Raw genomic sequence first — 13,543 nt, 5'->3', positions numbered from 1 at the left:
CATTGTGGGCTATCTTGATCGTGAGTGGCCCGACTTATTGTTTTACGCGACGGCAATAATCAAAGGTTGCTTAGTTATTTGTCATGGCTGCACGGCACGTTTGCGTTATTTTCCGTATCAATGAAAGGAAATACGTTGGCTGTTTCTGTTGAATTGGGCAAAGCACTCGATAAGGCCTATGAAAATGCGACTTTGGACGAAATCCTGGCCGCCCCGCCGTCCGCACTCGCCGGACTTACCGATAAACACAATGAATTGCTCGCCCAGTTGGGAATCAAGACGGTTCGCGACCTTGGCAGCAACAAGTTCTTTGCCGCCGCTGGCGTGTTGGTGGCGCTGTCCGGAAAGGCCGGCTGATTACCGCGCCTATGGGTAGTGGTTCCCGCCAAGGCGAGTAACAGTTCAGGTCGTTTTGAGGCATTTCAAAACGACCTGAACTGAGGCTCAGTTGGGAGTGAATGCTGCGCGGAACGCGGCCAGTGCAGCATCCCCGGCTTCGATCGATTGACCGCCAACAGCCCCGGCTTCCAGCCCGATCACCCCGGTGTATCCGACGTCCGCCAGTGCCCTGGCAACAGCCGAGTAGTTGATCTCGCCGGTGCCCGGTTCGAAGCGCCCGGGTACATCGGCCACCTGGATCTCGCCCGTGTACGGCTGGGCTGCGCGGACGAGCTCGATCAGGTTACCCTCGCCAATCTGTGCGTGGTAGAGGTCCAGCATCATCCTCACGTTGGGGTGGTCGAGGGCTTGGACCAGCGCCAGGGTGTCCTTCGCGCGGGCCAAGGGGATGCCCGGGTGGTCCAGAATGGTGTTCAGGTTTTCCAGCGCGAAGACGATCCCATGCTGGGCACCCAGTTGCCCCAACTGTTCCAAGGTGCGGAGTCCGGTCAACCACATCCCGCCCGTAGTCCGATGTGTCGGCCTCACCGCACGGCCACCCTCACCAAGCTCCGCGGGATGGACCACCATCCGCTCGACACCAAGTTCCAAGGCTGTGGGGATCAACTTCTCCGCCGATGCAAGGACCTCGTGTGCAGTGGCGGAGTCGGTCAGGCTGCCGCCGAAATAGCCGCTCATGGACGAGAACCTTGCTCCGGTGGCGGCGAGGGCCGCGATGTCCCTGCCGCGGGTGTCCCAGAGCTCAACCTCGAAGCCCTGATCGTGGATGCGGCGAACGCGCTCGATCAACGGCAGTTCGCCGTAGACCATCTCCGCGCAGACGGCCAGGCGGAAGGTCACGCTCCGACCTCCTGTACCACGGCCGCACCCCGGGGTTCGGCCTCGGCTGGGCGAAGCTCCGCTACGTCTGCCACCGCTACCGGCAACCCCGACTCTGCGGACTTGAACGCGGCCAATGCCACAGCCAGGGCGTTCCGGGCGTCTACTCCACCCGGCGCGGCAACAGCGGTACGCGGCGGGGCCGCCGTCGGACGTTTGTCTGTGGAACCGCGGCGCGCGGCGACGTCGTCCGCGAAGTGTGCCAGCTCCTCCGTGTAGGCGTCGTGGAAGAGGTCAATGTTAAGGCGGGTGGTTTCCGAGGTGATACCCGCCGCGGTGTAGCTCGTGGCATTGGTGGACTGCGGGCTGCCTGCCGTGACCATGCCCGCCGAGCCGAAAACTTCGCCGCGGACGTCATAGCCGTACAGCGCGTTGAAGTTGGCTTCGGCCACCGCGATGGCGCCGTTGCTGTAGGTTACCGTCACCACGGCGGTATCCAGGAGGCCGCCGGCCTTGGCTTCGGGAGCTACCAGGGCGTCTGCGACCGCGTGGACCTTGACCGGAACGGCGCCGGGGTTCAGCCAGTTCAGGGTGTCGAAGTCGTGGATCAGCGTCTCAAGGAAGATGGTGCCGGGCGCGATTCGCTCCGGGTTGCCGATTCCGGCTTCGGTCCCGGGGTCGCGGGTGAGGGAGCGGAGAAGCTGCGGCACGCCAACGATGCCCTGGTCGATGAGCTTCCGCGCTGCCGCAAAGTCGGTGGAGTAGCGGCGGTTGAAGCCAAAGCGGAGGACGACGCCGGCCTCTTCCGCTGCTGCGATGGCGGCGTCGAGTTCCTCAATGGTCCGGCCGCCCGGCTTCTCGCAGAAGACATCCTTGCCTGCCTTGGCCGCTGCGGTGATCAGTTCCGAGTGGAAGCGCAGGGGCGCAGCGATCAGGACCGCGTCCACGTCGGGGTCGTTCAGGACATCAGATGCATCGGTGCTGATTTTCGCCACGCCCAGCCGGCTCGCGAGGGCCTCCAGGGCGGGCTGTACGGGATCGGCGATGGCTTCCAGCCGGGCGTTGGGGAGGCGGACTGCAATGGATTCAGCGTGGAAGTTGCCGATCCACCCCGCCCCGATGACTGCGATGCGGACGGGCCGGTCATCGGCGACCGGGTGCTGAAGGTACGTCATTGGGGCTCCTTGAATGGATGTCTAGATCGTTCTAGTACGCCCATGATGGCACGCTTTCAGCCTGCTCGTCTAGATCGTTCTAGTTCAAGGGTCTTGGGCTGTCCAGCGGAATCTGCGCCGGGTTGTGCGGGACACCAGCCTGGAGTCCCGGCGTCGAGAGCTTCGGCTCGGGGGCGACCTGGCGCGATGGGCGGATGTGGTCCAGCGCCAGCTTCGCCAGGGGTGCCATCAGCAGGAGCAGCAGCATGGTGCACCCTCCGGCCAGCCCGGCCAACAGGACCAGCGCCGCCATAAGCAGCAGGTGGATGTCCGGCGCGTCCGCAAATGAGGGGACGAATGGTACGGCCAGCCCTTTGGTTGATTTCACATCTTGCTCCTGCGCGGTGGTTGCTCAATATCCGGGTACTTAGGAGTGCTCCGGCGAAGCGAAAAGTGATGCCCTTTTCGGGGGACCTTTGGCTCGGGGACCGGGCAATGCCATGCCCATGCCATGCCCCGGGTGCCGTTCAAAAAACTTCTTGGCAACCCTGCGTCACGTTTCCGCAGGTCAGGCCACATATCCAGTGCCCATGTCTTTGAGCCGCGCACTGCGCCGTTGCCCTTTTCGGCTGCGTCTCGGTTCATTGACGAGTTGGCAGCGATGGGTGTGGTGGGTTCTGGGGCCCACCCGGGGCGCCGTCGCTGCATGAAACCGGGCTAGTGCGGTCGGTCGTCTGAGTCGCGGCCGGCCGCACGACCGGATTTGTGAGCGCACACATCTATTCGCCTGTAGAACGTTCTATAGACTGGCTCCGAGCAGAGGAGAGCCATGACCGGGAAACGTCCCACCTTGATGGACGTGGCTGAAGCCGCAGGTGTATCCAGGGCCTTGGTTTCCATCGTCATGCGGGACGCCCCGGGTGCTTCCGAAGCGACCCGGCTGAAAGTCCAAGCGGCCGCAAGGGAACTCGGCTACCGGCCCGACAGCCGCGCCCGGCTCCTCCGAAGCAGCCGCACCAGGCTCCTTGGCCTCAGCTTTTCCACCGCACAGGCCTTCCATGCCGAGATCGTGGACGCCGCCTACGCCGGAGCGACGATACGCGGATACGACATCGCCCTCAGCGCAGTGGCCAATGGCCGACCGGAAGCGCGGGCAGTAGAATCCCTGCTGGACCTGGGCTGCGAGGCACTGATCATGATTTCCCCGTCCCTCCCGCCGGAGGAACTGGCCGGATACGCAGCCCGCTTGCCCGTCATCAGCCTTCTCCGCGACGACGTTGGCGACGCCTTGGACTCAGTGAGCAGCGATGACCATGCCGGGATCCACCTGGCCGTGGAGCATCTGGTTTCGCTGGGGCATCAGCGGATCGCACACGTGGACGGCGGCCAGGCAGTGTCCAGCGCGCAACGACGTGCGGCATTCCAGGCAGAGATGACTTCGCGTGGCTTGGATGCGCGCGTCGTCGCTGGGGGACCCACCGAAGAAGACGGCTTGCGCGCCGGCCGTGAGCTGCAGCAGGACTTGCCCACCGCCGTCGTTGCTTTCAATGACCGGTGTGCGCTGGGTGTCTGGGAGAGTTTCCGCGCCGCTGGCCTCCGGGTGCCGGACGACGTCTCCGTCCTCGGCTACGACGACAGCCAGTTCGCCCGGCTCAGCTATGTCCAGTTGTCTTCGATCAGCCAGGACGCGCCGCTGTTGGCCCGCGCCGCCGTCGACCGCGCGGTGGACCGCTTGGAGGGTACGACGTCGGCAGCCCACCTGGTGCGGACACCGCACCTTGTGGTGAGGGAGACTACGGGCAGGGTGCCCGGCTGACCGCCGTCCGGTTACGTGGAGATCGCCCGCATGGAGTTGTTCCGCTTTTCATGGGTAAGTTCGGCCAACCCCAGCGCTTCCAGCAGGGGTGGCATGTACATGCCGAACCGGCCCCGGTACCCCTTCCGGAGACCGTACCAACCGCCCACCGGGTTGCTTTCGCTGCGGCCCCACGCCTCTACCGTTCCCTCGGCGGCGTCCTTGCCTTCGTCGGCGGCGCCCAGCGGGACCCAGTCGCCCTGTTCCACGAGCCACGCGTGCAGGTCCTCGATGGCGCGGAGCTGGTACAGCAACTTGGTAGAGCCCACTTGGCAGACGATTGCCGGTGGGTCCGCGGACTCATCCTTGTACATGATGTAGTCGGACGAGCCCGGGGGAGTGGTCAGCTGCCACGGATCGTCCTTGGTTCCAGCGGCCATTCAGGGGTCCTTTCTGCGCTTGTGGTCAGCTTACGCAGGGCGGCATAAAGCACCCGGCCTGCCCGGTTCGCAAAGGAACGTCAGTTACGGGGAGCCCTCTGCGGGGGTGTCGTCCTCGATGTCGGGACCTTCCGCCGGGTCCTGGCTGTGGAGGCCGGTGTCATGCGGGACCCAGCCTTCCGTCTCGCCCTCTGCCGGAGCATCGGTGTGGTGCCGGATGACATGTTCGGTCTCATCTGATGGCTTCATGACGGATACTTCCTGTCCTTGGCTGGGACTGCTTCCGTGAGTGCCCCCAGTCTACGCCCGGGTGTGGTCCGCTGCGGCGTCCGCCCTCCAAGGAATCCTGTCCACATAGCACTGATCAGGGACCTTGTGATCCAAAGGTGTGGCATAGGCTGAACCCAGCAGTTCCCCGTGAAACAACAGACTGCCAAGGAGAGGTAAAGATGCCCAAGCGCCCCAACCCGGCGGTGAAAATCGCCCAGGAAACAGCACACAACGCCGTTTTCGACGCCCAAGGCAAACCCAAGCCCGGTGTCCACAATGTCCTGCTTAAAGCCGTAGAGGTCCAGCGGCCACTGGTCCTGGCCAACCTTCGACGCTTGCAACGCCGGCACCCCCATGATTCTCCAGCGCAGCTTGCGGCAAAACTGGAGCACCATTACCTGCTCGTCATCTCAGGCGGGGGTGCCGCCGTAGGCGCGACCGCCGTCGTGCCGGGTATTGGTACCGCGGCATCGCTGGGCCTTTCCGCGCTGGCAACCGTGGGGTTCCTGGAGACCACGGCCCTGTACGCGTCGTCCCTGGCCGAACTCCACGGCATCAGGCTCACCGACCCGGAACGTTCCCGGACCATGGTCATGGCCATCATGCTGGGTGAGGAAGGCACGTCCCTGCTGGGCGCACTGAGCGGGCAGTCGCTGGGCCGCGGTAAAGGCGTCACTAATGCCTGGGGCAAGACCCTGACCAAGAAGATTCCGGGCAGCGGATTCGGAGTCATCCGTGACACCATTCAGCGCGCCTTCCTGAAGAACCTCCTGAAGAAACAGGGCGGCGCCTTCATTGGACGCGCCCTGCCCTTCGGTATCGGGGCCGTGGTTGGCGGTGCCGGCAACCTGATGATGGGCCGTGCCGTGGTCTCCAGTGCCAAGGAAGCCTTCGGCGCGATGCCCGATACGATGCCGGGTGAACTTCTGCCCAACGCAACCAAAAACGTGACTGTAAACGCAACCGAATACCCGACGCTGGAAGGCGGTAACAGTGGATCTGAACGCTGACCTGGGAGAGTCCTTTGGCTCCTGGACCATGGGCGATGACGCCTCGATGTTCCGTATCGTGAGCAGCGCCAACGTGGCGTGCGGCTTCCACGCCGGGGATCCGCTCACCATGCTGGACAGCTGCCGCGCAGCATTTGAATTGGACGTTCGTGTAGGCGCGCATGTGGGGTACCGGGACCTGGCTGGGTTCGGACGCCGTTCCTTGGACATGACCTTTGATGAGCTCTTCGGGGACGTCCTCTACCAACTCGGCGCCCTGGACGGGATGGCCCACACCGTCGGTGCTTCGGTGGACTACGTCAAACCGCATGGCGCCCTCTACAACAGGATTGTTAAGGATCCCGAGCAGGCCGAGGCCGTGGTGGCTGCTGTTCATGCCTACGATCCCGGCCTTCCCGTGTTGGGACTGCCGGGGTCGGCATGGTTGAAACTGGCTGATGAGGCCGGTCACCCGGTCTTCCGCGAAGCGTTCGTGGACCGGGCCTACCTGCCGGACGGCACCTTGGTACCGCGCACCCAGGAGGGCTCAGTCCTCCACGACCCCGCCGCAGTGGTGGCTCAGGCCGTGCGGTTGGCGACGCGCAAGGAAGTACTGGCCATCGACGGTTCCGTCGTTCCCGTGCAGGCGGATTCGCTGTGTATCCACGGAGACACGCCAGGGGCCGTCAGCATGGCCGCTGCCGTTCGAGAGGGACTGGAGCACGCCGGCGTGCAGGTCGAAGCGTTCGCCTGATCCTGCGGTGCGGTTCTTTGTAGGGGAGTGCATTAATGGGTGCGGTAGTAGTTGACCCTGGGACCTTGACCTCGGCCCTGGAGCCGGAGCAGGCACTGGACCGCGCGTCCATGCATCTGGCCAATGCCCTCCTGGGCAACCGCGCCGACGCCGGGGGCCTGGAGGTCCTGCTCGGTGGCCTCCGGCTCCGCTTCGTCACGGCCTCCGCAGTTTCAGTCACCGGTGCCGAAGGCATCGTCACCCTCAACGGCTCCGAGCTGCCACTTAACAAAGCGGTGCGGGTGGCTCCGGGATCGGTCCTTGAGGTAGGGCCCGCGCTCTTCGGAATCAGGTATTACGTGGCAGTTCCCGGTGGCATTCCGCCTCAGGCCGAGCCGTTGCGCGCGGGCGGTGCCCTGACCTTCGGCCGCCCGAACAGCCAGGCCTTCCCGGACCTGCAACAACCCCCGCGCCGTGCGCTGGATCCGGAACGTCCGGTAGTCGCCAGGGTTTTCCGCGGCCCGCAGGTCCCTGATTTCGGCGCTGATTCGTGGCTGAGGTTGACCACCGAACCGTGGATTCTCTCGACGGAGTCGGACAGGGCCGGGGCGCGGCTGGTGGGTCGGCCACTCGAGGCGGCCACAACTCCAGCACCCCAACCTCAGCCGCTGCGGACCGGCTCGGTCCTGCTGCCGCCGTCGGGCCTTCCCGTGATCGCCCTGGCCAGCCACCCGGCAACGGCAAAATCGCCCGTGATCGCGCTGGTCCGGGACGAGGACCTGGACCTGCTCGGCCAGGCAAGGCCGGGCCAGATGGTGCACTTATTGGGGACGGGTGGTGCCCCTGCTCCTATCCGAACAGCAGGTGCGCAACCGTGAAGATGGCCAGCCCTGCCAGCGCGCCAACCACGGTTCCGTTGATGCGGATGTACTGAAGGTCCTTGCCCACCTGGAGCTCGATTTTCTGGGAGGTTTCTTCCGCGTCCCAACGGGCTACCGTGTCGGAGATGACGCCGGCAATGTCCGAGCGGTAGGTGTTCACCAGGTATCCGGCCGCGTCGCCAATCCAAGCGTTGACCTTGCCGGCCAGTTCGTCGTCCTTGACCAGGCGTGTGCCGAAGTCCCGGACAGCTCCTTTGAAGCGCAGGCTCAGTTCGCTGTCGGGGTCATCGACGGCGTTGAGCAGTGCGGTCTTCACCGTTCCCCAGGTGCGTGAGGCCAGTTCACGGACCTCGGGGTCACCAAGGATCTGGGCCTTGATGGTTTCGGCGCGCTCAATCATGGCCGGATCGTGCTGCAGGTCCTGGGCGAGCTCGGTGAGGTAGGCGTCGATGGATTGGCGCACCCGGTGGTTCTGGTCGGACTGGACGGCGCGCATGAACTTGGACAGTTCCACGTGAACGCGGTCGCCAACCAGGCCGTCCACGAATGTTGGCACCCACAGCGGCGAGCGGTCCGAAACGAGCCGGTTCACCGTTGCATGGTTGGCGTCTACCCAGTCGGCGGCGCGGTCCACCAGCAGGTCCACCAACTTGTGGTGGTGGCCGTCAACGAAGATCCGCTCCGCCATCCGGCCCACCGGCGGCCCCCATGGCGGGGTGAGCAGGTGCTTGCGGACCATGCCTTCGATGACCGCTTGGACGTCGTCGTCATTAAGGACGGTGAACACGCCGCGGATCGCAGCACCGCCTTCCTTCGCGACGCGTTCGGCACCACCCGGACCGGACAACCAGGCCCCGGACTTGCGGGCAATATCGATGCTCGCCAACTTCTCCTGAACAACCTCCTGGGACAGGAAGTTGCTTTCCACGAACTCGCTGAGCGATTCGCCGATCTGGTCCTTGCGCCGCGGGATGATGGCGGTGTGCGGGATCCTCAGACCCATGGGGTACTTGAACAGGGCGGTGACGGCGAACCAGTCAGCCAGCGCGCCAACCATGCCACCCTCGGCCGCCGCGCGAACGTACTCAAGCCACGCGTACTGCTTCTGGAAGGCGAATGCCACCGTGAAGATCACGGCCATCCCGATCAGCAGGGCCAACGCCAGCCGCTTCATCCGGCGGAGCGCGGCTGCTTTTTCCAGGTCTCCCGCCGAAAGATCGACGACGGCGGAACCGGCCGGGGCGGGCGCGGGACCTGACGCCGGACGGGGGTTGGTGACGTCTTCAGTTGGGATTTGTTCAGAGTTCACCTGCATTAGCCCAGCGTAGCCCCCGTGCGTACAACCGCGTGGGCTACCGTATCTCCATGACAAGCGACGACTTCGCCACCGCAAGGCCCAAGGTCTACGCCCACCGTGGCTCCAGTGCCGCCTTTGCCGAACACACCAGGGCCGCCTATTTGAGGGCCATCGACGACGGGGCGGACGGAGTCGAGTGCGATGTGCACCTCACCCGGGATCAGCACGTGGTGTTGTTGCACGACTCCAACCTGGACCGGACCTCCACGGGGACAGGACCTGTAGCCGAGCAGACCCTGGAAGAGCTCCGTGAGCTGGACTTCTCGTCATGGAAGGGTGCGCGCATCCCTGAAGCCTATGGGGGAGTGGCCGACCAATTCCTGACGCTGCCGGAGCTGTTGGACATCCTCCGCGGGGCTGGCCGCGACATCGGCTTGGCCATCGAACTCAAGCACCCAAGTCCCTACGGGCTGAAGCTTGAGGACCGGGTACTGGCCTTGTTGGCCGAGGAAGGCTGGACGCCGGAGGAATCCAGGCTCGAGAACATCCAGGTCTCCTTCATGAGCTTTGATTCAGATTCTGTACAGCGGTTGCTGGAGACTGTTCCCGCGGAGCATGTCTGCCAACTGGTGGATGACTACACGGTCCAGGAAATCCGGGAGGAACTGGGCCTGGGCTTCCTCACCGGCGGGGCGGTGGCCAACGTCATGAAGGCAATGCAGGAGGAAGCGGAGCGCGTGCTGGACGAGGGACAGGCGGGAATCGCGGGCCCGGGAATCGACTATGTGCGCGAGCATGCACGCAACGTGCAGCGGTGGTTGGAGGCGGGCCGTGTATTCCGGGTGTGGACTGTTGATTCCCAGAAGGATGTAGCGCTTTGCCAAGGTCTCGGCATCCATGAGATCACCACCAACAAACCGGCGCAGGTCCTGGCGCAGCTCATGGTTTCCAGCTGACTTTGGGGCTTACCGCGCTTGTGATTGAGTGGTCTCATGTCACTTCGCTGGTCACCCAAGGCAACACATACCGTCTCAGCAATAGGCTTGAGCGCCCTGCTCCTGGCCAGCGCCGCAAAGCATTTCCGGACCCCCACCTTCTATAACCCCGTGGTGCCGGATTACCTGTGCCGCCGGGATGAACCGGGGAGCCGTCCCAATGGGCCCCTGGCCGTGATGTCGCGGGAGGAATGGGTCGCGTCGTCGGGCCTGCTCGAGGTGGCTGCCGCCGTCGGTCTCCTGGTACCTGCCACCCGCAAGGTGGCGGCTGACGCAACCACAGCGATGTTCACTGCATTCCTTGCGGGGCATATTGATGCCCTCAGGCGCGCTTACGGACCTAAAGGCACTCCTGCCGAGAGGCGTATCCACACCGTGCGGCTGCCCCTGCAGATTCCGCTGATCCTCTGGTCGTGGAGCCTGCGGAAATGACCAGTGGTTCCGCGCCCCTGAAACTCAGGGAGTCGCCCGCATTCAAGATCGCTCTTTCCTTGAGTATCGCCACGGGACTTTACGGGGTTTCGTTTGGTGCCTTGTCTGTCGCGTCCGGCTTTGATTTCTGGCAGACGATGGTTCTGAGCCTCCTGCTCTTCAGCGGTGGGTCCCAGTTCGCATTCATCGGTGTCGTGGCGGGCGGTGGCTCGGGGGTGGCGGCGATGACGGCCAGCGCACTCCTGGGGCTGCGCAACGGCATCTACGGCATGCAGATCAATGCCATGCTCCGGCCCGGCGGCTGGAAGCGCTACCTTTCCGCGCACGTCACCATTGACGAGTCGACGGCGACGGCGTCCGGCCAGACGGACCCGGATGAGCAGCGCCGCGGGTTCTGGACAGCCGGTATTGGAATATTCATCTTGTGGAATATCTTTACGGCCGTTGGCGCCTTGGCAGGAGATGCCATGGGAGATCCCAAGCAGTGGGGCCTCGATGGCGCCGCCGTAGCAGCGTTCCTGGCCTTGCTCTGGCCCCGGCTGAAGGGCCGGGAGCCGTGGGCCATCGCCGCAGCCTGTGCACTGGCCACGGTTTTGGCGGTGCCCTTCGTGCCGTCAGGTGTTCCGATTTTGGTTGCTGCCGTCGTGGCCGGAATCATCGGGTGGTTCAGCCACGCGCGCATGGATGAAGGGCTTGAGCCGGACGTGGATCCCTACGCGGAAAAGCGCCAACAAGAACCCAGGAGCAACGCATGAACCTATGGCTTTGGATCCTGATCGCGTGCGGCCTGGCCTACCTCACTAAGCTGCTGGGCTACTTTGTGCCCGCCAAGCTGTTGGAAAGCCCGCGGATCATGCACGTGGCCGGCACCATGACCATTGGCCTGCTGGCCTCACTGACGGTGGTCAATGCTGTCGCTTCGGGGCAGGCCCTGGTTCTGGATGCCCGCATCGGGGCGTTGGCTGCGGCCGCCTTGGCGTTGTGGCTCCGGGCACCGTTCCTGGTGGTGGTGATTTCCGGCGCTGCCGCGGCCGCCCTCCTCAGGCTGTTGGGGTGGGGCTAGACAGCGTCGGTAAAGGTCACGCCTGGAATGCCGGACTGTTCCGGGAGGGGGCGCGCCGGTCGTTCTGTCCGGATGGCGTCCTCGATCAAGGCAACGGGCCGCTTCCACGCCTCTGATCCAGGCTCCATCGTGTCCACGGCGCCTATGAGCATGGCCACCAGCCGGACCATGTCCTCGATGGTGATGTCCCGGCGGAGGGAACCCTGGCCTTGGCCGCGCTCCAACAAGGTGGCCATGGAGCCGATGAGGCCACCGGTGATCCCCATGAGGAGTCCGCGGCGTCCGGCAACGGCGTCAAGGAGGTTGGCGTCTTCACTGGCTACCTGCATCACGGCATCGATGACGTTGATGAGGCCCTCGGCGGCGTCCATGCCGTCAAGGGCTGCGGCAGCCACGGGATCCACATGCTGGCGGAGCTGGCGCGACAGGGCAGCGAGCACCAGCTGCTCCTTATCCGAAAAGTTGCGGAACAGGGTAGCCGGGCCAACTCCAGCGGTGGCGGCGATGGTCTGCAACGGTACTTCGGGCCCGTGTTCCCGGAAGCACTGCCTTGCGGCGGTAATGATCTTGTCCACATTGCGTGCGGCGTCTGCCCTGAGGGGCTTGCGTTCAGAGGGCTGTTCCATGCTTGTCAGGGTAGCAACGGTCAGGTCCCTGCCTGTTGTTACGCGGGAGTAGGCCGTTATGTGACAAACCGGTACATGAAACACTGGATTCCATGTTGCTTGCATTCTCAGTCGCGCCTTCGGGCCAGCCCGCATCCGCTGCCAATGGCGGACCCACCCCCGACGCCTCCGTGCACGACGCCGTTGCCGCCGCAGTCAAAATCGTCCGGGAGTCCGGACTTCCCAACCAGACGGACTCCATGTTCACCACCATCGAGGGTGAGTGGGACGAAGTCTTTGACGTGGTCAAGCGCGCCACCGAGGCGGTTGGTCGCTATGGCAGCCGGGTTTCGCTGGTGATCAAGGCCGATATCCGTCCGGGTTACAGCGGCGAATTGACCGGAAAAGTGGAGCGTCTCGAAGAGGCCATCACCGCCACGGACTAGTTCCTTCCCCCAGCCTGCCGCGAGTGCAAGACTGGGGCGCATGATTGAACACGTCACCGAGCCTGGTTGGGTCGATGTGGAGCGGTACCTGACCGACGTCGTCGTGCGTCCTGATCCTGCCCACAAGCGTGCCTTGACGTCCGCTGTTGACGCGGGCATGCCGGCGATCGAAGTGGCACCCAATGCAGGCAAACTGCTGCGCATGCTCGTGCAGATGTCCGGGGCCAGGCGCGTGCTTGAGATTGGCACCTTGGCCGGGTTCAGCAGTATGTGGATGGCGCAGGGACTGCCCGACGACGGCCGGATCGTCACGTGCGAATTCCTCCGGAAACACGCGGACGTCGCGCGGGCCAACCTGGATGCAGCCGGCGTGGGCCACAAGGTGGACATCCGTGTGGGTGCGGCCCTGGACACCTTGCCCACGCTTGTGGACCAGGACCCGTTCGACTTCGTTTTCATCGATGCCGATAAGGAAAACGACGCCAACTACCTGGACTGGGCCATCAGGCTTGGCCGCCCGGGGACGGTGATTGTGGTGGACAACGTCATCTGGGATGGCGCCATCCTGGACCCGCAACGGGATGAGGTTAATGCGCCGGGCATCGTGAAGATGCTGGAGATGATGGGACAGGACCGGCGCTTGGACGCCACCGCCATCCAGACGGTTGGAAGCAAAGGCTGGGACGGCTTCGCGATGGCAAGGGTGAGGTAAGCGGTGGATTTCACGATTCGTCCGGCAATGGTGGAGGACGCCGAGGAGATGGCCATCATGCACCTCCAGTCCTGGCGTGAGAGCTACGGGCAGTTGCTGCCGCCAGAGTTCTTTGCCAAACAGGAAGCCGCCTTGCCGGACCGCATCGAGCGGTATCGGGAGTCCATTGCTGCCGGCCACTCCCGGATGCTGGCCCACGGGCCGGACGGCGACCTTGTAGGTATTGGGGCCGCAGGCTCGGGCAGTGACGAGGATAAGCCCTGCGACATGGAGTTGTTCATGCTCTACACACTGGAGCGTATCCATGGCCGTGGTGTGGGCCAGGCGTTGGTGGATGCCTTGATTGGAGACGGTCCAGCGTATCTCTGGGTCCTGGACGCCAATCCGCGGGCCCAGGCCTTCTACCGGCGCAATGGCTTCGTACCCGACGGCAAAAGGCAGCTCTGCGACCCGTCCTGGTACTCGCTGCCGGAGCATCGGATGGTGCGTCCCGCCGTCGGCCGCTAACCGCCG

Annotated in this window: 19 protein-coding genes; 12 read left to right on the top strand and 7 right to left on the bottom strand. The window is 64.3% G+C overall.

The window, feature by feature from the left end:
- The first annotated feature begins 24 nt into the window (after positions 1–24).
- Positions 25–357, top strand: a complete 333-nt coding sequence (locus LRQ04_RS11025; protein ID WP_235520201.1) for a hypothetical protein — start codon at positions 25–27, stop codon at positions 355–357.
- Positions 358–444: 87 nt separating this feature from the next.
- On the opposite strand, the gene LRQ04_RS11020 is transcribed toward LRQ04_RS11025, so the two are convergent.
- The 3 genes from LRQ04_RS11020 to LRQ04_RS11010 all read right to left on the bottom strand — a co-directional run bounded on the left by LRQ04_RS11020 (position 445) and on the right by LRQ04_RS11010 (position 2,760).
- A complete protein-coding gene (locus LRQ04_RS11020) occupies positions 445–1,239 on the bottom strand; it encodes a TIM barrel protein (protein WP_235520200.1) in 795 nt (264 codons plus the stop codon).
- Complete coding sequence (locus tag LRQ04_RS11015; protein WP_235520199.1) at positions 1,236–2,393, bottom strand: Gfo/Idh/MocA family oxidoreductase; 1,158 nt, start codon at positions 2,391–2,393, stop codon at positions 1,236–1,238. The genes LRQ04_RS11020 and LRQ04_RS11015 overlap by 4 nt, the downstream gene beginning before the upstream one ends.
- A 79-nt stretch (positions 2,394–2,472) precedes the next feature.
- The gene (locus tag LRQ04_RS11010; RefSeq protein ID WP_235520198.1) at positions 2,473–2,760 is read right to left on the bottom strand and encodes a hypothetical protein; all 288 of its coding nucleotides are present in this window, start codon (positions 2,758–2,760) and stop codon (positions 2,473–2,475) included.
- Positions 2,761–3,201: 441 nt separating this feature from the next.
- On the opposite strand from LRQ04_RS11010, the gene LRQ04_RS11005 reads away from it, so the two are divergent.
- Entirely contained in the window at positions 3,202–4,188 is a 987-nt protein-coding gene (locus LRQ04_RS11005) for a LacI family DNA-binding transcriptional regulator (protein WP_235520197.1), read from the top strand.
- A gap of 11 nt (positions 4,189–4,199) precedes the next feature.
- On the opposite strand, the gene LRQ04_RS11000 is transcribed toward LRQ04_RS11005, so the two are convergent.
- The gene (locus tag LRQ04_RS11000) at positions 4,200–4,607 is read right to left on the bottom strand and encodes a DUF6855 family protein (RefSeq protein ID WP_235520196.1); all 408 of its coding nucleotides are present in this window, start codon (positions 4,605–4,607) and stop codon (positions 4,200–4,202) included.
- Positions 4,608–4,691: 84 nt separating this feature from the next.
- Positions 4,692–4,856 (bottom strand): hypothetical protein, encoded by a 165-nt coding sequence (locus LRQ04_RS10995; protein ID WP_235520195.1) that lies wholly within the window; start codon positions 4,854–4,856, stop codon positions 4,692–4,694.
- 200 nt (positions 4,857–5,056) lie between these two features.
- On the opposite strand from LRQ04_RS10995, the gene LRQ04_RS10990 reads away from it, so the two are divergent.
- The 3 genes from LRQ04_RS10990 to LRQ04_RS10980 are packed head-to-tail and all read left to right on the top strand — an operon-like array spanning position 5,057 to position 7,477.
- Positions 5,057–5,887: a hypothetical protein gene (locus tag LRQ04_RS10990; RefSeq protein ID WP_235520194.1), complete on the top strand. Its 831-nt coding sequence runs from the start codon at positions 5,057–5,059 to the stop codon at positions 5,885–5,887.
- Positions 5,871–6,620 carry a LamB/YcsF family protein gene (locus LRQ04_RS10985; RefSeq protein WP_235520193.1) on the top strand — a complete coding sequence of 250 codons (750 nt, stop codon included), beginning with the start codon at positions 5,871–5,873 and terminating at the stop codon, positions 6,618–6,620. Before LRQ04_RS10990 ends, LRQ04_RS10985 begins: the two co-directional genes overlap by 17 nt.
- A gap of 35 nt (positions 6,621–6,655) precedes the next feature.
- Positions 6,656–7,477, top strand: a complete 822-nt coding sequence (locus tag LRQ04_RS10980) for a biotin-dependent carboxyltransferase family protein (RefSeq protein WP_235520192.1) — start codon at positions 6,656–6,658, stop codon at positions 7,475–7,477.
- On the opposite strand, the gene LRQ04_RS10975 is transcribed toward LRQ04_RS10980, so the two are convergent.
- Complete coding sequence (locus LRQ04_RS10975) at positions 7,449–8,795, bottom strand: DUF445 domain-containing protein (RefSeq protein WP_235520191.1); 1,347 nt, start codon at positions 8,793–8,795, stop codon at positions 7,449–7,451. The two genes, LRQ04_RS10980 and LRQ04_RS10975, sit on opposite strands and share 29 nt — an antisense overlap.
- Positions 8,796–8,845: 50 nt before the next feature.
- Here LRQ04_RS10975 and LRQ04_RS10970 point away from each other — a divergent pair, with 50 nt between their 5' ends.
- The 4 genes from LRQ04_RS10970 to LRQ04_RS10955 are packed head-to-tail and all read left to right on the top strand — an operon-like array spanning position 8,846 to position 11,267.
- On the top strand, positions 8,846–9,733 hold the full coding sequence (locus tag LRQ04_RS10970) for a glycerophosphodiester phosphodiesterase family protein (protein WP_235520190.1): 888 nt from the start codon (positions 8,846–8,848) through the stop codon (positions 9,731–9,733).
- Positions 9,734–9,769: 36 nt separating this feature from the next.
- On the top strand, positions 9,770–10,204 hold the full coding sequence (locus LRQ04_RS10965; RefSeq protein WP_235520189.1) for a hypothetical protein: 435 nt from the start codon (positions 9,770–9,772) through the stop codon (positions 10,202–10,204).
- Positions 10,201–10,959: an AzlC family ABC transporter permease gene (locus LRQ04_RS10960; protein ID WP_235520188.1), complete on the top strand. Its 759-nt coding sequence runs from the start codon at positions 10,201–10,203 to the stop codon at positions 10,957–10,959. The genes LRQ04_RS10965 and LRQ04_RS10960 overlap by 4 nt, the downstream gene beginning before the upstream one ends.
- Positions 10,956–11,267, top strand: a complete 312-nt coding sequence (locus LRQ04_RS10955; protein ID WP_235520187.1) for an AzlD domain-containing protein — start codon at positions 10,956–10,958, stop codon at positions 11,265–11,267. Before LRQ04_RS10960 ends, LRQ04_RS10955 begins: the two co-directional genes overlap by 4 nt.
- Here LRQ04_RS10955 and LRQ04_RS10950 read toward each other — a convergent pair.
- Positions 11,264–11,893 (bottom strand): TetR/AcrR family transcriptional regulator, encoded by a 630-nt coding sequence (locus LRQ04_RS10950; protein WP_235520186.1) that lies wholly within the window; start codon positions 11,891–11,893, stop codon positions 11,264–11,266. The two genes, LRQ04_RS10955 and LRQ04_RS10950, sit on opposite strands and share 4 nt — an antisense overlap.
- 92 nt (positions 11,894–11,985) lie before the next feature.
- On the opposite strand from LRQ04_RS10950, the gene LRQ04_RS10945 reads away from it, so the two are divergent.
- The 3 genes from LRQ04_RS10945 to LRQ04_RS10935 are packed head-to-tail and all read left to right on the top strand — an operon-like array spanning position 11,986 to position 13,537.
- Complete coding sequence (locus LRQ04_RS10945) at positions 11,986–12,318, top strand: thiamine-binding protein (RefSeq protein ID WP_211710833.1); 333 nt, start codon at positions 11,986–11,988, stop codon at positions 12,316–12,318.
- 40 nt (positions 12,319–12,358) lie between these two features.
- Positions 12,359–13,030 carry an O-methyltransferase gene (locus LRQ04_RS10940; RefSeq protein WP_235520185.1) on the top strand — a complete coding sequence of 224 codons (672 nt, stop codon included), beginning with the start codon at positions 12,359–12,361 and terminating at the stop codon, positions 13,028–13,030.
- Between the two features lie 3 nt (positions 13,031–13,033).
- A complete protein-coding gene (locus tag LRQ04_RS10935; RefSeq protein WP_235520184.1) occupies positions 13,034–13,537 on the top strand; it encodes a GNAT family N-acetyltransferase in 504 nt (167 codons plus the stop codon).
- The last annotated feature ends 6 nt before the right edge of the window (positions 13,538–13,543 follow it).

Source organism: Paenarthrobacter sp. AR 02, assembly GCF_021538675.1.
Taxonomy (GTDB): Bacteria; Actinomycetota; Actinomycetes; order Actinomycetales; family Micrococcaceae; genus Arthrobacter.
This window is presented reverse-complemented; position numbering and strand designations above follow the sequence as displayed.